Source organism: Candidatus Rokuibacteriota bacterium (assembly GCA_016188005.1).
Lineage (GTDB): Bacteria > Methylomirabilota > Methylomirabilia > Rokubacteriales > CSP1-6 > UBA12499.
This window is the reverse complement of sequence record JACPIQ010000008.1, coordinates 1-15339: the sequence shown is the minus strand read 5'-3', so window position 1 is coordinate 15339 and position 15339 is coordinate 1. Positions and strand designations below refer to the sequence as shown.

Below are 15339 nucleotides of genomic sequence, written 5' to 3'. Positions count from 1 at the left end.
GCGAGATCACCAATTCATGGGAATCAGACGCGCCACGCCGACTTCGACCGTCACCGAACCGCTGCCGGTCACGGCGCCAGTGCCCTCGACGAGTGACAGGGGGCGCCCCCACACGGGGCTACGATGCGCACAACCGAATCGCCGCCCTCGGCGGGAGCGAGCGCGAACACCCGCCCGCCCCCGCCCCGGCGTGCCGATCAGACGGCGCGGCGGTTGCGCCAGCGGCGTACGGCGGCAAGCCCCACCGCCGTCGTGCCCCAGAGCAGCAGCGTGGTCGGCTCGGGCACCGGGGCTGCGGCCTCGAAGTCGTAGATCGTCTCGCTCCCGCTGACGGCGATGACGAACTTGTCCACGTTGCCGTCGAAGACATCCGGCGCCGACGCGAACCCTGTCACCAAGCGCACCGCGCCCAATGCGGTGGTCGAGAGCATGGCTCCGGACTCTACCGCCAGGTAATCGCCGAGTGACTTGACACCCGTGCCCGGGGTGGCCCCCGCGATGCTGTTCAAGGACCACCAGCCGCCCGACAAGGCGTCCCACGTCTGCCAGACTCCTGTTGAAGCCGTGCCTTGATTCGGCAGAGCGGGGTTCCCGTCCACGGGATTCTGATACGCGGGCTCGAAGAACAGAAGATCATCCACGCTGCCGTTGGCGTCGAGGTCAACGTTGAGGATGATGTACGGCGCCTGCTGCCCATTCCAGCTCGTGACATGGGTGCTGTAGGCCAGCTGCGTCAGGCTGCTCAAGGACACGCCGTTGTAGGTGGGGGTCCGGATCTGCGCGGAGTCGTCGCCGTGTGTCCCCGTGAACAACCGCGCACTGCCGGATCCCAGTGGCGGAGTGCCGGGACCCCCGACGAAGGCCCCGATCCCATCGGCCGATGTTACCTGGAAAGCCCATCCATTCGGGTTGAGGGGATCCACCACGACCGTCGCAGCGTGCGAGTAGCCGCTGGACACGCCGAGCAACACGGCAGCTACTACGCCCACCAAGACTCGCCTAGTCATTGCCGGTCTCTCCATCGTCTTCTCCCTCTTGGGCCGCGAGATTCGATGCTGCGATCACCCAGAGCAAGCACGTACCACCGCTGGACTGGTCAACTTGCCGATGGAATCTCGGTCACTTGAATCAGCCCCGAGCGAGCGCGCATGCAACGCGCTGCGTAGTCGCACGGGGAGCTTGCGGGCAGGTGCAGAGAGGTGCATTGACACGTCAGACGAAGCTACGATGCAGCCAACCGAATCGCCTCCCTTCGGCAGGAGCGAGCGCGAACACCCGCCCGCCCCCGCCCCGGCGCGCCGATCAGACGGCGCGGCGGTTGCGCCAGCGACGAACGACAGCCAGCCCCAGCGCGCTGGTGCCCCACAGCAGCAGCGTGGTCGGCTCGGGGGTGACGACGTAGCCCTCGGCCATGTTGCCCGTCAGACCGCCTCCGGGCCCCCCGGGCAGGCCAAAGTCGTACCCCCCGAAGAAGTCGGCCACCCAGACGCCTGGGGTGCTAGAGCTACCCGCCGTGTACTTGCTGCCGTCCACCACGAACTGCCAGACTCCATCCCACGTGCCGCCCGGACCTAGCGTGAAGTTGACGGTGAAAAGCGAGCCGTCGTCCACGGCCGTGACGAGGTTGCAGCCCGTCTCGGCAGAGGAGGTGCAGGTGCCGGTGAACGTGCCCGGCGGATCAAACTTGTAGCTCTCGAACGTATTCGCGGGCTTGTCCATGATCATGTAGAGGGGATTCGCCGTGCAGGCGGGATCCTCTGCCCCGCATGCGTCCCAGAACCAGACGTGGTTTGAGGGTGTGTACGGAGCCGCGCCGAACGCTCCGTTGGGTGCGTCCACTCCCCAGCCCGTCTGTGTGGTCGCTCCACTGTCGATCGTGTACACCCCCGTGCCCCCGACCACGGGCATGGCGCGAACCGCCCACAGCCCCCACTGGTTGGTGGCGTCGTTCAGCGGGGCGCCAGCCGCAGCCATGGCGGTCTTGACGTCGGACGCGGTGAACGAGAAAGAGGCCGCCTCGAGATACCCGGCCGAGCCCGCGATCAGCACCGCAGCTAGCACGGCCATCAAGACTCGCCTATTCATCGCCGGTCTCCTCTCTTGCTACGGTGCGTCGATCACACCGGGAGCAGCATTGCCGCGAAGATCATGGCTCGCTTCACCAGCCTCCCCCTGCGGGGTTGCAGGGCGAAATGCCAGAATGGTGTGGAGCAAGGCCTGTACCAGCGTGGCGCTGGGCAATCTGCCACTGGAATATCCGTCGCTTGGATCAGCCTTGAGCGAGTGTGCATGCAACGCGTTACATGGCCGCACGGGGGGATTGCAGGCAGGTGCACGGCTTGTTACACGCGAAACATTCGCGCGCCGACCGTCATGCCTGCGCCGGCGCGCAATTCCGACTGCCATGCTTCCTCGATGGCCAACGCGGTCACCTGTCCCCACCGGGCGTCTCGAGGTGACCACCAGCCGGGCATGGGGCCCGCCGAGGGTGTGAACGCCAGATCAGGCTATGTGCAATTTGGCGGCGAGTATGTGCACGCCGCTTCTACGCGGTCACCTTCCCGCTGCAGTCGCTGGCCGCCCAGCAGGCGGCCTGGGCGCTCGATCTCCTGGACGTGCCCGTCATCCTGGACGGCAACGTGATCCACCTGAGCCAGCTCATCCTCGGAGTGACGGAGGCGTGCAGCGGCACCCGCTCGCTGATCTCGCTCCTCGGAGGTGCCGTGGCCTGGGCCTACCTGGCGCTGCCGGGAGGCTGGATGATGCTGCTCTTCGTGGCCTCCACCGCCCCCATCACCATCCTCGCCAATGCGGGGCGCGTGATCTCGACGGGGCTCATCGGCCAGTGGTTCGGGGTGGAGTACGCCTCGGGCTTCTTCCACACCTTTCTCGGGCTGGGCGGTGTTCGTCTTCGCCTTCATCGGCCTCTTCGCCGTCCACGGGCTGCTGCGCTGGGCCCGGGGGCGGCTCGCGAGGAGGCGGGCGTGAGGACCCCCGCGCGCGCCTCATGCGCGCTGCTCCTTGCCGCGCTCGGGCTCCTCCACCTGCGGTCGCAGGGGGAGGCGGTGCCCATCCGCAAGTCCTTCGACGACTTCCCCGCGGCGATCGGCGAGTGGCAGGGGCGCAGCAACTACCTCATGCGGCGCTACACGGACCCGTCGGGGCGGAGCCTGTGGCTGTACATCGGCTACTGGGCGCTCGCCCTGGCCCAGATGGCCAAGCAGGGGGCGCGCGGGGTGTACCAGCGGGCGCTGGCGCTGCTGCTGGAAGGTGCGGTGCGGCTGCCGGACAACGCGGAACTGCAGTACCACCTGGGGATGGCCGCGGCCAGGACGGGGGACAAGGACCTGGCGCGGAAGGCCCTGGCCTTCGCGGCGGCCTCGCCGGCGGCCTTCAAGGGCAAGGACGAGGCGAGGAAGGCGCTGGCCGAGCTGAGGTGAGGGGGCCCTCCTGCTCCGCACGACCCCAGGGGGCCGTAACTGGCTGCGCCGGGCGGCCTTCGGGGCTGGCGGCGGCCGCGGTGTGAACGCACGATCAGGCTATGCGCAGCCGCGCGCCGGGTTTGTGCACCACCCTTCACAGGCGGGCAGCAAGGTGAATCTCGCGCGAGCCGGCCCTTGGCGGGACCGGGACCGAGGGCCCGCCCGCTCCTGCCCCAACGTGCTGATCACGCCGCGCGGGCCTTCTTCCGCCAGCGGCGCACGGCGGCGAGCCCCACCGCCGTGGTGCCCCAGAGCAGGAACGTCGTCGGCCTGCTCCTGCGTTGTGCCGCTGAGCGCGGCGCTCGAGGCGTGCATGAAGGCATGGAGGTCAACGCCACCGCCACGCCGGCCCCGCCCCACGCCTAGGCGCTCGCCCGCTGGCTGGCCCTTGCGGGCCCCCGCGCCCGCGGCGGCCTCGCGTGCCGCAACGAAGCGCCCACGCCCCTCCGGCCAGGGATAGGCGCCGTCCCCTGCCACCTCCCGTGGCGAGAGCCCAGGCCCGAGGGGTTCAAGACCCCGTCCAGATGCGCCTCCATCTTGACACCCACGACCCGCCCGTTATGATGCACACATGAACGTAGTGTCGAGAGGAGATTCCCCATGGCACGGCGCAGGCCCATCACGATCTCCCTTCCGCCCGCGCTCCTGAGGCGGGCGGAACAGATCGCCCGCGAGGAAAGCCGGACGAAGTCCGAGTTGCTCCGCGAAGCCCTCCGCTTCTATGCGGACGCGCGTGGCATCCACAGGGAAGCCTTGCGCAACCGGGTCATCGCCCTCATGGACCGGATCCAGGGCCGCACCCGGGGGGTGCGCCCCGGGGACATCCGCCGGACCGTACGCGAGGCCGTCGAGGCCGCACGCCTCGGCACCCGGCGCGCAAGCGCTTGAGGGTGGTCCTCGACACAAATGTCATCGTATCCGCAACCCTCATCCGCGGCGGAATGAGGACCGGATCCTCCGCGCCTGGCACCGGGGCGCCTTCGAGCTGGTGCTCTCGCCGCCGATTCTGAAGGAAATCGCCCGCGCTCTGTCCTACGAGAAGCTTCGGCGCGCCCGCCGGATGACCGATGCCGAGGTCGCCGACCTGCTCCAAGCGATGGCGAGGGCGAGCATTCTCGTGCCCGGGGCAGTCACGGCGAGAGCAAGCAGGATCCCGAGGACGACAAGTTCCTTGCCGCCGCGGCGGAGGGAGGGGCCCGGTTCGTCGTGACTGGCGACCGGGACCTGCTCGACATCGGGACCTACCGGGGAGTACGCGTCGTGAGGCCGACGCGGTTTCTCGACACTCTTCGCGGGATCGAACCCCCAGCACCACCGGCCGGCGAGTGACGGAGGCTCCTGTGTTGTGCCGCTGAGCGCGGCGCTCGAGGCGTGGATGAAGGCGATGAGGTTCCGCTCATCGAGGATGCCGCCGCGTCCCTAGCAGGATGCGGAAAAACTCTGCGGGCTGCTCAAAAAGGCCCAGATGCGAGGCAGCGCCCGACGGCCGCACGCGAGGCGTACTTTCTGTACGTTGAGCGTGCGGCCGAGGGCGCCAACGAAGCAGATGGGCCTTTTTCAGCAGCCTGCTAGGCGCCACCCACCAGGGGCGCCACACCGGCACCATGTGTTCAGGCGAGCGTCCAGGCGGCGTTGCCTGCTACGCACGCCTGAAGAACGGCCTCATCTTGGCTTCGTCCAGTTCGTGCACCACGTCGGCCGCCTGCACGAGCTCCCAGGAGCGGCCGCGGGGCAGCGTGGCAAGTTCAACATGCCTGCCCAGCTCCTTCACGGCCTTGATGGCCTCGGCCAGGTCGCCATCGCCGCTCACCAGAACCGGCACATCGACAAGCCCCTTGGACGTGAGCGAGAGCATGTCCACACCGATGCGCATGTCGACCCCCACCAAGCCCTCCGTGGGGTCAGCCATGGAAAAGAAGGCGCAGAGGCGGTCGGGGTCGAAAAAACAGTGCAGGGGGTCCGCGCTCGGACCCCCTGGGGTTGCATTACCCACCCTGCGTTCCTGAAGACACCGCGCGGGCGGGGGCTTGATTGACATTCACGTTACCGAGGCGCGGCCGAGCTGTCAAGGATCAAGTCCTAGCCCTTCTCCCTCTCCCTGATAGCACCGGGCGCAGGCTCGCGACAATGCCGCGGTCTGGATACACCGGGGCTCCCCGGGCGACGCGTGGTCGCGGGAGAGCCGCCGCTTATCCCCGTGGCTGCGGGCGCCAAATCCATCTCTCGCCGCCTCACATGGGCGGCGCGGGCTGGCCTTTGTCCACGAGGCCGTGCGCACCAACTGGAGCGCCCCTGTGGGCCCCGACCTGGAGGCTTTCGAGCGGGAGATCTGCCGCCTCCACGTCTTGGTGGACAGCGAGCCCCGCGCCTGGAACATGGACCCGGACCTGGTGGAATCCGTCCTGCTCCTGGCCGAGCTCGACATCCAGGCGGGGGCGCTCCAGCCGGCCATCGACGCGCTCGAGGCGCTGGCGGCGCGGCAGCCGCGGGCGGTGCCCGCCTGGATGCTCCTGGGGTCGGCCCATGTTGTTGACGGTCACCTGACAGAACTCGTCCAAGATCTTCTGCTTCTCCGGGCGCCGGGCGCCCCGATACCGGTGATAGATCACCTGCACGTACTCTTGCTTGGCTCGCACACCCACGATGGTCGTCTCCATAGGCTGCGGAGAGTAACATCGCAAATGGCGCGATGATTCCCGCTCGGTAACATTCTAGAGGGCGCGATACGTGGACTTGACGCGCGGAAATGTGGAGGCATAAGATGACCGCACATTGATTAATCAATTCTCTCCCGCCGCCGAGGGAACCTGATGCCGAGAACAAAGCGATCTATGACCACCGCTGTTCCCGCCTATGTCGCTCGGACCCAGCTTGGCTCCCTTCTCAAGGAAGTGAGCCAGAAGAAGTCCCGGTTCATCATCACCAAGAGCGGCAAGCCGACCGCCGTCCTCCTGAACGCCCAGGACTTCGATGACATTCTTGAAGAGCTCGATCCCGCCTTCCAGAAGAGCCTAAAGGCCGCCTCGAAACAGCATCGTGCTGGTAAGAGCGTAACCCTCAAGGACTACCTGAAGGAGCGCCTCACTCGCCGAGCCGGCTGACCTCGATGCCGGCACGCTTCACAGTTCACCTCACCCCGAGCTTCCGGAGGGACCTGGAGGGTCTCCCTGTAGCGGTCCAGCGGAAGCTCCTCGACGCGCTGAAGCGTCTCGATGAAAATGCGTTTGGGCCCCCATCGAAGATCAAGAAGCTCAAGGGCCAGGGTATCGGCCAGTGGCGACTTGAGGTGTGGCCGTACCGCGTCCGGTACGACGTGAAGGGCGCGGACGTCATTCTCTACCGCGTGAGACATCGGAAGGATATCTATCGCCAGTAGCAGGGGAGCAGCGTCCTCCCCCTGGATGAGCGCGAATAAGAGGCCGAGGGGACCCCGCGAGGCTGGAGGCCACTGCCCATTACCCGGCAGTGAACCTGAGACCCGAAACACACGGAGAGACACGACGACTTGACACCGCCAGCCGCTTCAAAGAAGCCATCATTAGCGGGGCCCCGGCGGCCGGGTCCGCGGACGGCCGACGCCGGGCGTGGCGTGGACCTGAAATGAGGGCCCCACTCGGACGCGGCGCCTGGGCCGCCGACCCCTGGGGCCCCAGCGGGCGGCTCCCGGCGGCAAGAGCGGGCGGGGTGTGAACGAACAATCAGCCTGTGTGCACTCGCGTGCCGTGTATATACACATCGCTTCACAGGCTGACTGCGCAGCCGGCCTTGCGCCTCCCGGGTTATCGGCGAGAGCCAGGCTGAGCGCCCTCCGGCTCCCGCCCCTCCTGCGCGCTGATCAGGCTGCGCGCCCCCTCCTCCGCCAGCGGCGGACGGCAGCCAGCCCCACCGCAGTCGTGCCCCGGCACACTTGGCGATGCCGCTGCTGGTGCCTGTGACTGCCCCGGGGTCAGGTCTTGCAATCCAGCACGCCCGCTTCAGGGACGGGGTCACCCTCTGACCCTATCCCGGGAGCGAACCGGAGCAGATAGATGCGCGCGACCATGCGCTCGCCCCGTCACCAATGTCGTAATGCAAGACCTGACCCTGCTGATGGTGCTGGTGGCGGTGATCCGGGCGCTGGCGGCGGGGTACGCGCGCTCGCCCGAGGCCCGGAAGGCGCGCCATCTCGAGCGCGGCGACCGCTACGTCAAGGCGGAGAAGTACCGGGATGCCATCATCGAGTACCGGAACGTGCTCCGCATCGAGGTCACCAACGCCGCGGCCATCCGCCAGCTCGGGCTCGCCCACTTCCAGCTCGGCGAGATGGGGCAGGCCTTCCGGTTCCTCCTGCGGGCGCAGGAGCTGGAGCCGGACAACGCGGAGGTTCGGCTCAAGCTGGCGAGCATCTATCTCCTGGGCGGAAAGCCGGACGAGGCCCGCGCGCAGGCCGAGGCGGTGCTGTGTCCTCGGGGGTCAGGTCTTGAAATATCAGTATCCGGTTCGGGCTTCGACGCCGCCGGCGGTCGTGACCTGAGAGGCATTCTGGACGTTGATGCCGAACATGGTGAACGCGGGCCCTGGGCCGTTCACGATGACGTTGTCGGTGAACGACACGACAGGGCTCCCGCGTGCCAGCTCCGGCGCGGCGCAGCACCGAGTCGATCCGCGCCGACCCGCACCAACTGGGTCGCCGCCGTCAGCCCCGCCCTCGAGAGGCCTGCCCCCGCCTGCGTTTCGCTACGCTACGGTTCCACCCACGGCGGTACATCGAGGGCGTCGAGCCACTGCCGCACCTCCTCGTAGGCTGCACGACGGATGAGGTCACGGGCCTCGGGGTCGGTCACCGCTTCGAAGTCGGCGACGAGGCGAGGCCCGATGTGCTCGACGGATTGGAAGTGACGACGGATCTTCCCGAAGCCCTCCCGAACCAGCCCGTGGCTCAGATGGGGTCGGCAGACCTGGACGAGGCCCGGGATCCCGCCAGGGTAGTTCCGCACGCAGTAGACGATGTCGTAGGCGTCCTTCTCCTTGATCCGCTCAGCCAGGGCCATGCCCTTCATCACGAGCCAGGGAACGACGCCGGCCACCCGGACGGTCACCCGATCGCGGCCGCCACCAGGGAGCTCCCCTTCGACCTCCACCGGCACCGGGGCGTCGAAAACCAGGTCCGCACCGCGCGCCTTTCGCGCACGCGCATCCTGCACGGGCTGGGTCCGATGGCCGCCGCCCGTGCCCCCGTACTCGCCCGCGAGGAGATCAACCTCCACCGTGATCGGTCGACGGCCGACGTTCGGCACGTCACGAAAGAAGCGAAACGGCTGGCCGGCGTCCTGGCGGTATCCCCTGCGGAGCAGCACCTCGAGGAGAGTCTGGTACGTCTCGGCAGGCATCCGGCTGAAGTCGAGCGCCACGTCGATGTCGAGCGTTCCGGCGTGCACCTCCGCCGCCCCTCGCAGGAGAAGGCTGGGGACCCAGCCCCCGACGACGACCATGTGGTCCCGGAACTCGCCGAGCGCGTGGACCAACTCGATGAGGACGGATTCGCAGGCGCGCACCGCGTCCTCCGTGTACGTGGTTCGGGTCACCATCGCGGGCGGAGCCGTTGTTCGAGGATGGCCGTGGCGGCCTCTTCGCCCCGGCCCTTGAAGCTCGCCAGGTCGAGAAACAGCTGGACGTCGCTGACCACCGGATCGCCATCCACTTGCTGGGTTCCGTACCACACTCCCTCGTCGAAGGGGACGAGCAGCGTGAAGTTCGCGCCGCTCGGGACCGGCGTCCAGCCGAGGCTGCGCGCGACCGCAGCCGGATCCGCGGCCACATAGGCAAACCCGCGCTGAGAGCGAGCAACCGGGGCGAGTCGCGCCGCACCCGAGAAGAGGGCAAGCCCGTAGCGAACCGGGCGCGCTCGGCAATACTCGCCCAGAGCCCGCTCCGCCGCGGCCTGGTCCCCCGAGGCATAGCAGTCCAGGGCCGCGCTCTTGAGGTAGACGTAGCTCGCGCTCCACGCGCGGAGCAGCTCTTCGGGCCTGCTCAGCCGGATCCCCGCGGCATCCTGGGCGGCGTACTCCAGATCGAGCAGCCGCTGCTTGACCTTGAAGGCGAGCCCCAGGCTCACACGGGCCTCGAGCGCCAGAGCCTGCAGCCGCCACCTCCGCCGGGGCGCAGCGAGCAGAACCCGGAGCGCCCGCCCGGCCTTCGGAGAGAAGAGGGACCTCAGGGCGCGCCGCTCGACGGCCGGCTTGGGACTCCCCAGGCGCTCGATGAAGACCTGGTCGAAGACGAGCCGGCAATTGCCAGCCAGGTCGAGAAATCCCACCCTCGCCTCCCGGCAGATCTGCTGGCTCATCGGCCCCAGGTGGGGCGCCGCGAGGACCCCGTACGCCCGTCCGGACTTCGGGACGCGGGCGGTGAGGGACTGGATCCCGGCGCGGACCATCCGCGGTTCCCCGCTCGACGTCGCCTGAACGAGGAGACGCCAGGGGCGCCCGCCGGCAAAGAGCTCAATCCCCAGGTCTGGCTGGGCAGCCGACCCACGAGCGGGGACCCGCCCGCGGGTCGTCTCCCAGCGCAGGATGCGAACCGACGGCACCTGCGAGAGCAGGGCGTTCAGGGCCTCCTTCACCTGTTTCATCGTATCAACCATTTTCACCGGGTGGTGAAACGCTACCCCAACATGAAATACAAGTCAACCGGCACGCTGGCGAGCCCTTCCCCCTCCTTCAGCCGACGCCGGTCCGCGCTTGCTGTTCATGCGGGTCCTCGCCACATCCCGGATCGCACCGCCCCTACCGCTCGCCGCCGCACAGATGCGGCCGCGAGCTGGAGCCCCCGTCTCGTGGAGTCCACCCTGCTCCTGGCCGAGCTCGACATCCAGGCGGGGGCGCTTCAGCCGGCCATCGAGAGGCTCGAGGGGCTGGTGGCGCGGCAGCCCCGGGGCGGTGCCCGCGTGGGTGCTGCTGGGCTCGGCCCATGTCGCCAGGGGGGACGGGGCGCGGGGGGTGGAGGCCTACCGCAAGATCCCGGCGCTGGCGCCGCAGGACCCGCGGGGACCTCATCTGCTGGCGCTGGCGCTGCGGGCGCAGGGCAAGGCGGCCGAGGCGCGGAGGTCCTTCGAGGCGGCGCTGGCGCTGAGGCCGGGCTGTGTCGAGCCCCTGGGCCAGATCGCGGCCATGGCGCTGGCCGACAGGCAGCCGGATGCGGCGCTGGCCCGCGTCAGGCAGCAGCTCGTGCTGGAGCCACGCTCGGCGCCGATGCACGCCCTGCTGGGGCGCGTCCACCTGGCGCGGCGCGAGATGGACAGGGCCGAGCCCGCCTTCCTCGATGCGCTCCAGCTCGAGCCCCGGTTGATCGAGGGCTACGTGGAGCTCGGGCGGCTCTATGGCTCCGCCCGCAAGCACGACGAGGCCCTGACCAAGCTCGACGCGGATCTCGCCGTCAACCCGAAGAACGTGGTGATGCTGATGGCCAACAACCTGGCCTGGATCCACTCCGAGCACGGGGGGGAATGCTCTCGGGAAATCACAAGCCGGTCAAGGACAGGGCGCTGGCTCTCGCCCAGATGGCCAAGCAGGTGGCGCGCGGGGTGTACCAGCGGGCCCTGGCGCTGCTGCGCGAGGGCGCGGTGCGGCTGCCGACAACGCGGAACTCCAGTACCACCTGGGGATGGCGGCGGCCAGGACGGGCGACAAGGACCTCGCGCGGAAGGCCCTGGCCGTCGCGGCGGCCTCGCCGGCGGCTTTCAAGGGCAAGGACGAGGCGAGGAAGACGCTGGCCGAGCTGAGGTAGCGATCTCCTCCCCCGGAGCAGGCCGACCGCTGCCGAGGCCCGTGTCGTGATTCAAGACCTGGCTCCACCCGTGACCACCCGTCATGTCAGTCCTGCCCCTGCACCGGCAGGCTCAAGGCGAGAAGGCTGGCCTCCGCATCCGATAGGAAGGCCTGCACGGCCTCTCGGTGCGCCTCCAGGAGTCCCGCGATAGCATCCGTCCCCGCGTTCCCGGCGTTGAGCCAGATCGCCTTCGGCGGATGGCCTCTCAGGAAGCTGAGCTGGCGGAAGTCATTGTCCTTGGAGACGAGGGTCGCGCCCCGCCGGGCAGCATACTCCCACAACTCGAGGTCGGACTGCCCCCTGAGCCCGGCAAGTTCGACGTGTTCGCTCTGAGGATACGTGGCTTCGAGGAGGCGGATCAGGCGGGGACTGAGATTCTCATCGAACAGGAGGCTCACTCGGTGGTGGGAGAGCCGGCGAGCCGGCGTTCACGAGCGGCAGCAAAGGCCAAGGCAGCCCCGATATCCTCGCGGGTCAGGGAGGGGAAGTCGGCGAGGATCTCGGCCTCGGTCATGCCACCAGCAAGGTACTCGAGGATGTCGTAGACGGTGATCCGCGTGCCCCTGATGCAGGGCTTGCCACCGCGCACCCCGGGCGTAATCGTGATCCGGTCTTCCCAGCGCATGGCCTCAGATTAGGCCCGTCGGGCCACGACCGCAAGTTCTGGGGATCGGGAACGGACTGCCACTGCGTTCCGACCGCGGCGGGGCACGCTGGTCGACACCGCTGGTTCGGGTCACCATCGCGGGCGGAGCCGTTGTTCGAGGATGGCCGTGGCGGCCTCTCCGCCCCGGCCCTTGAAGCTCGCCAGGCCCAGAAACAGCTGGACGTCGCTGACCACGGGATCGCCATCCACTTGCTGGGTTCCGTACCACACTCCCTCGTCGAAGGGGACGAGCTGCGCGAAGTTCGCGCCGCTCGGGACCGGTGTCCAGCCGAGGCTGCTCGCGACCGCAGCCGGATCCGCGGCCACATAGGCAAACCCGCGCTGAGAACGAGCAACCGGGGCGAGTCGCGCCGCCCCCGAGAACAGCGCAAGGCCGTAGCGAACCGGGCGCGCTCACCAACACTCGCCCAGAGCCCGCTCCGCCGCAGCCTGGTCCCCCGAGGCATAGCAGTCCAGGGCCGCGCTCTTGAGTGTTGCGCGACATGAGAAAGCGCGGAAATGGTGGCCGGTCGCCTTGGGGTCAGGTCTTGCAATCCTACTCGCCAACCTCGGGCCCGAGCCTGCCGGGCTTCAACCGGGAAGGATGGTGTCAGCCCGGGTCCAGGGTACGAGGCAAGACCCGCCCCCCTACCGGACGACGGCCCAGGCGGCCAGGAAGAGCATCCCGAAGATGAACGTGCCAACAGCGCCTCCACTCCGAAGGCGGGAGCCTCGACCTCCGGCAGAGTCGGGGTCACGAGCCCCCGCGCGCCAGCAGGACTGGGCGCGGGCCGGGCGTGGAGTTTCCCCGCTTCCGTGAAGGGTGAACTGCTTTCCGGCTCATACAGGCGTTGGCCAAGCCGGCCGCCGGGCTCGCCGTCAACCCGATGAACGTGGTGACGCTGATGCTCGTGGGCGTCATCCGCCAGCAGCGGGGCGACATCCCGCAGGCCCAGGCCGCCTACGCGAAAGGCTGCCGGCAATCTCCGGAAGCACGGCGTCGATTTCGCGGACGCGGCGACCGTGCTCCACGACGACCTGGCGATCACCATCCCGGATGCCCCCTCTGACGAGGAGGAACGGGTCATCACGCTCGGGATGGACGCGCTCGGCCGGGTTCTCGTGGTCGTCTACACCTGGAGCGAGGATCGCCCCCGGCTCATCTCGGCGAGACGGGCGACACCGCGCGAGCGACGCCAGTACGAGGAGGCGGGATGAAGAAGCAGTACGACTTCAGATCCGGTCGGCGCGGTGCTGTCCTGCGGGCTCCGTCCGGCAAGACGCGCATCACTATTCGGATCGACGACGACGTCCTGCAGTGGTTCCAGTACCACCTGGGGGCGGCCGCAGCCAGGACGGGCGACAAGGACCCGGCGCGGAAGGCCCTGGCCTTTGCGGCGGGGTCGCCGTCGACGTTCATGGGGAAGGACAAGGCGACGAGGATGCTGGCGGAGCTGAGGTGACGCTCCCTGTTACCTCCCCGTCCTGTGCCTGCAAGGGCCTTCCGCTTGTCTGCAATGGGCTACACGTCCAGGCGCCGCCGGCTCGTTCCAAGTGCCCGACTTTCCGGCGACGGCGCGGCCCGAGGCATCTGGCATCACCCGTGCTTGTGGGGCCAAGGCTCTCGTATGCGGACGTCGAGGGAAGCGTTGTCGTTCGGAAGTTGGCTCCTCGTGTCCGTCGCCCTGGCGGCGCCGGTCACGGCCGGGACAGCCAGCGCCGCTTCGATCGGTCTCCAGCAGGCCACCGCCACGTTCTCTCAGACGGGCTTCCCCGTGGGCCAGGCGATCGACGGGCTCCTGCCCACGATCTCCTCCTACAACGGCTGGGCCATCCATCCCAATGAGGGGAACCAGACGGCGGCCTTCGAGAGCGTGGCGGACACGCCGACCTTCGCGGGCGGGACGGCGCTGACCTTCACGCTCAACCACACGTTCTTCAACCCACTCGGGATGCCGAGCCCGGGGCCGAGCGAACACGCGCTGGGCCGGTTCCGGCTGTCGGTCACGACAGCGGGTCGCTCGACCTTCGCCGACGGGCTGGCGACGGGGGGCGATGTCACCCCCGACACCGGGTGGACCGTGCTCGACCCGTCGAGCTACTCGTCGGCTAACGCCCAGGTCATCACGAAGCTCGCCGACAAGTCGCTCCTCGTCACCGAGAACGACACCCTGCACGACGTCTATACGGTGCTGGCCTACACCGCGCTCACGGGCCTCACCGGGTTCAGGCTCGAGGTGATGGCCGACCCGAGCCTCCCCCACGGCGGCCCAGGCCTCCAGGACTCTAACGGCAACTTCGTCCTGGCCGAGTTCTCGGTGGACGCGGCGCCCGTGCCCGAGCCGACGACGCTGCTCCTCTGGGGCACGACGGCGGTGGGTCTCGCCGCGGTTCGCCGGCTCAGGCAGCGCCGCGCAGCGTAGCGGCCTCCCTGCACCTGCGGGCGCGAGCGCCGGTCGCCCGCGGGCGGCGCGTCCCCGACCCTCATCCCGCCAACCCTCGACGATCGCTCCGGCCCTGGACGCGCGCCACCGGGCGGGGCGAGGCCGTCGGCCACGAGCACCTCGTAGCCGAAGAAGGCCGGGGACGCCGCGCCCAGGGAGAACCCACTTCCCTCATGGGGGGGGCCCCGTCTGAACGCACGCAGCCCCCGATGAGCCTCGCGCGACCACGTCCAGCATCTCGAGCATCAGGTCGAAGGGATCCGTGGGGCAGTCAGACGCCTGAGGGGGCTTGAGGCGAGAGAGGCTGTTGGCACCTGCCGTCGCGGCCCCGTCCTGCCTGGCGCGGCCATTACATCTCTACCACCTCAGTCCACCCTACGCTCGCGATGACCACCACTGACAATGCCGCCGCCGTGCTGAAGCCGGACGCCCTCGCCCCGGGCGCCGCGTCCTGGGCACGCCTGGCCTGGCTCGCGCCGCTCATGTCGCTGCTCGTGAGCGCCCTCTACGGGCAGATACTGGCGGACCTCGGGCGGCAGTGGTGGAACGATGCGAACTACACCCACGGCTTCCTGGTGCCGCTCTTCTCGGGCTACCTCGTCTGGCGCCAGCGGGCACGGCTGGGGGCGCTCCTGCCGCGAGGGAGTGCGCTCGGGCTGCCTGTGCTGCTGGCGGGCCTTGGCGCGCTCCTCCTCGGGGACATCGCGGCAGAGCTCTTCCTCACGCGCTCGTCGCTGATCGTGGTGGTGGCGGGCCTCGTCCTCTTCCACCTGGGCCGGGCGGCATTCCGTGTGGCGCTCTTCCCGCTCGCCTTCCTCTTCTTCATGGTGCCGCTGCCGGCCATCCTCTTCTACGCGGTCACCTTCCCGCTGCAGTCGCTGGCCGCCCAGCAGGCGGCCTGGGCGCTCGATCTCCTGGGCGTGCCGGTCATCCTGGACGGCAACGTGATCCACCTGAGCCA

At 68.9% G+C, this 15339-nt stretch carries 18 protein-coding genes and 1 pseudogene; 10 read left to right on the top strand and 9 right to left on the bottom strand.

Annotation, left to right across the window (positions count from 1 at the left end; translation table 11 throughout):
* Positions 1-197: 197 nt before the first annotated feature.
* Together HYV93_01785 and HYV93_01780 are read right to left on the bottom strand one after the other, a co-directional pair.
* The gene (locus HYV93_01785) at positions 198-971 is read right to left on the bottom strand and encodes a PEP-CTERM sorting domain-containing protein (GenBank protein MBI2524689.1); all 774 of its coding nucleotides are present in this window, start codon (positions 969-971) and stop codon (positions 198-200) included.
* A 331-nt stretch (positions 972-1302) separates the two neighbouring features.
* Positions 1303-2085, bottom strand: a complete 783-nt coding sequence (locus HYV93_01780) for a PEP-CTERM sorting domain-containing protein (protein MBI2524688.1) — start codon at positions 2083-2085, stop codon at positions 1303-1305.
* 530 nt (positions 2086-2615) lie between these two features.
* Between HYV93_01780 and HYV93_01775 the strand changes: the two genes are divergently transcribed.
* Together HYV93_01775 and HYV93_01770 are read left to right on the top strand one after the other, a co-directional pair.
* Complete coding sequence (locus HYV93_01775; GenBank protein ID MBI2524687.1) at positions 2616-3440, top strand: exosortase-associated EpsI family protein; 825 nt, start codon at positions 2616-2618, stop codon at positions 3438-3440.
* A 642-nt stretch (positions 3441-4082) separates the two neighbouring features.
* A complete protein-coding gene (locus HYV93_01770; protein ID MBI2524686.1) occupies positions 4083-4370 on the top strand; it encodes a ribbon-helix-helix protein, CopG family in 288 nt (95 codons plus the stop codon).
* Positions 4371-5121: 751 nt separating this feature from the next.
* On the opposite strand, the gene HYV93_01765 is transcribed toward HYV93_01770, so the two are convergent.
* The gene (locus HYV93_01765) at positions 5122-5367 is read right to left on the bottom strand and encodes an NYN domain-containing protein (GenBank protein MBI2524685.1); all 246 of its coding nucleotides are present in this window, start codon (positions 5365-5367) and stop codon (positions 5122-5124) included.
* Between the two features lie 346 nt (positions 5368-5713).
* The gene (locus tag HYV93_01760) at positions 5714-6124 is read right to left on the bottom strand and encodes a hypothetical protein (GenBank protein ID MBI2524684.1); all 411 of its coding nucleotides are present in this window, start codon (positions 6122-6124) and stop codon (positions 5714-5716) included.
* Between the two features lie 189 nt (positions 6125-6313).
* Between HYV93_01760 and HYV93_01755 the strand changes: the two genes are divergently transcribed.
* The 3 genes from HYV93_01755 (at position 6314) to HYV93_01745 (ending at position 8264) form a co-directional block, all read left to right on the top strand.
* Positions 6314-6583, top strand: a complete 270-nt coding sequence (locus HYV93_01755) for a type II toxin-antitoxin system Phd/YefM family antitoxin (protein ID MBI2524683.1) — start codon at positions 6314-6316, stop codon at positions 6581-6583.
* A 5-nt stretch (positions 6584-6588) separates the two neighbouring features.
* Positions 6589-6858: a type II toxin-antitoxin system RelE/ParE family toxin gene (locus HYV93_01750; GenBank protein MBI2524682.1), complete on the top strand. Its 270-nt coding sequence runs from the start codon at positions 6589-6591 to the stop codon at positions 6856-6858.
* A gap of 692 nt (positions 6859-7550) precedes the next feature.
* A complete protein-coding gene (locus HYV93_01745; protein MBI2524681.1) occupies positions 7551-8264 on the top strand; it encodes a tetratricopeptide repeat protein in 714 nt (237 codons plus the stop codon).
* On the opposite strand, the gene HYV93_01740 is transcribed toward HYV93_01745, so the two are convergent.
* Together HYV93_01740 and HYV93_01735 are read right to left on the bottom strand one after the other, a co-directional pair.
* Positions 8204-9049 (bottom strand): hypothetical protein, encoded by an 846-nt coding sequence (locus HYV93_01740; protein MBI2524680.1) that lies wholly within the window; start codon positions 9047-9049, stop codon positions 8204-8206. The genes HYV93_01745 and HYV93_01740 overlap by 61 nt on opposite strands.
* Positions 9043-10092, bottom strand: a complete 1050-nt coding sequence (locus tag HYV93_01735) for a hypothetical protein (GenBank protein MBI2524679.1) — start codon at positions 10090-10092, stop codon at positions 9043-9045. The genes HYV93_01740 and HYV93_01735 overlap by 7 nt, the downstream gene beginning before the upstream one ends.
* Positions 10093-10399: 307 nt before the next feature.
* On the opposite strand from HYV93_01735, the gene HYV93_01730 reads away from it, so the two are divergent.
* Positions 10400-11296 carry a tetratricopeptide repeat protein gene (locus HYV93_01730; GenBank protein ID MBI2524678.1) on the top strand — a complete coding sequence of 299 codons (897 nt, stop codon included), beginning with the start codon at positions 10400-10402 and terminating at the stop codon, positions 11294-11296.
* 36 nt (positions 11297-11332) lie between these two features.
* Here HYV93_01730 and HYV93_01725 read toward each other — a convergent pair whose 3' ends face one another.
* The 3 genes from HYV93_01725 to HYV93_01715 all read right to left on the bottom strand — a co-directional run bounded on the left by HYV93_01725 (position 11333) and on the right by HYV93_01715 (position 12261).
* Entirely contained in the window at positions 11333-11686 is a 354-nt protein-coding gene (locus HYV93_01725; protein ID MBI2524677.1) for a DUF5615 family PIN-like protein, read from the bottom strand.
* Positions 11683-11913: a DUF433 domain-containing protein gene (locus HYV93_01720; protein MBI2524676.1), complete on the bottom strand. Its 231-nt coding sequence runs from the start codon at positions 11911-11913 to the stop codon at positions 11683-11685. Before HYV93_01720 ends, HYV93_01725 begins: the two co-directional genes overlap by 4 nt.
* A gap of 111 nt (positions 11914-12024) precedes the next feature.
* The gene (locus tag HYV93_01715) at positions 12025-12261 is read right to left on the bottom strand and encodes a hypothetical protein (protein ID MBI2524675.1); all 237 of its coding nucleotides are present in this window, start codon (positions 12259-12261) and stop codon (positions 12025-12027) included.
* Positions 12262-12903: 642 nt separating this feature from the next.
* On the opposite strand from HYV93_01715, the pseudogene HYV93_01710 reads away from it, so the two are divergent.
* The 4 genes and pseudogenes from HYV93_01710 to xrt all read left to right on the top strand — a co-directional run.
* A pseudogene (locus tag HYV93_01710) lies at positions 12904-13152 on the top strand (BrnT family toxin).
* Positions 13149-13397, top strand: a complete 249-nt coding sequence (locus HYV93_01705; protein ID MBI2524674.1) for a hypothetical protein — start codon at positions 13149-13151, stop codon at positions 13395-13397. The pseudogene HYV93_01710 and the gene HYV93_01705 overlap by 4 nt, the downstream one beginning before the upstream one ends.
* Before the next feature lie 186 nt (positions 13398-13583).
* Positions 13584-14357, top strand: a complete 774-nt coding sequence (locus HYV93_01700; GenBank protein MBI2524673.1) for a PEP-CTERM sorting domain-containing protein — start codon at positions 13584-13586, stop codon at positions 14355-14357.
* 407 nt (positions 14358-14764) lie between these two features.
* Positions 14765-15339: exosortase (xrt, locus tag HYV93_01695; protein ID MBI2524672.1), on the top strand; the 575-nt coding region annotated here is incomplete at its 3' end.

Bases quoted from the DNA above. Each gene is read 5' to 3' on its own strand.
- HYV93_01750 (MBI2524682.1), top strand. From the start codon at position 6,589: ATGCCGGCACGCTTCACAGTTCACCTCACCCCGAGCTTCCGGAGGGAC.
- HYV93_01740 (MBI2524680.1), bottom strand. From the start codon at position 9,049: ATGGTGACCCGAACCACGTACACGGAGGACGCGGTGCGCGCCTGCGAA.
- HYV93_01770 (MBI2524686.1), top strand. From the start codon at position 4,083: ATGGCACGGCGCAGGCCCATCACGATCTCCCTTCCGCCCGCGCTCCTG.
- HYV93_01745 (MBI2524681.1), top strand. From the start codon at position 7,551: ATGCAAGACCTGACCCTGCTGATGGTGCTGGTGGCGGTGATCCGGGCG.
- HYV93_01720 (MBI2524676.1), bottom strand. From the start codon at position 11,913: ATGCGCTGGGAAGACCGGATCACGATTACGCCCGGGGTGCGCGGTGGC.
- HYV93_01780 (MBI2524688.1), bottom strand. From the start codon at position 2,085: ATGAATAGGCGAGTCTTGATGGCCGTGCTAGCTGCGGTGCTGATCGCG.
- HYV93_01705 (MBI2524674.1), top strand. From the start codon at position 13,149: ATGAAGAAGCAGTACGACTTCAGATCCGGTCGGCGCGGTGCTGTCCTG.
- HYV93_01735 (MBI2524679.1), bottom strand. From the start codon at position 10,092: ATGAAACAGGTGAAGGAGGCCCTGAACGCCCTGCTCTCGCAGGTGCCG.
- HYV93_01755 (MBI2524683.1), top strand. From the start codon at position 6,314: ATGACCACCGCTGTTCCCGCCTATGTCGCTCGGACCCAGCTTGGCTCC.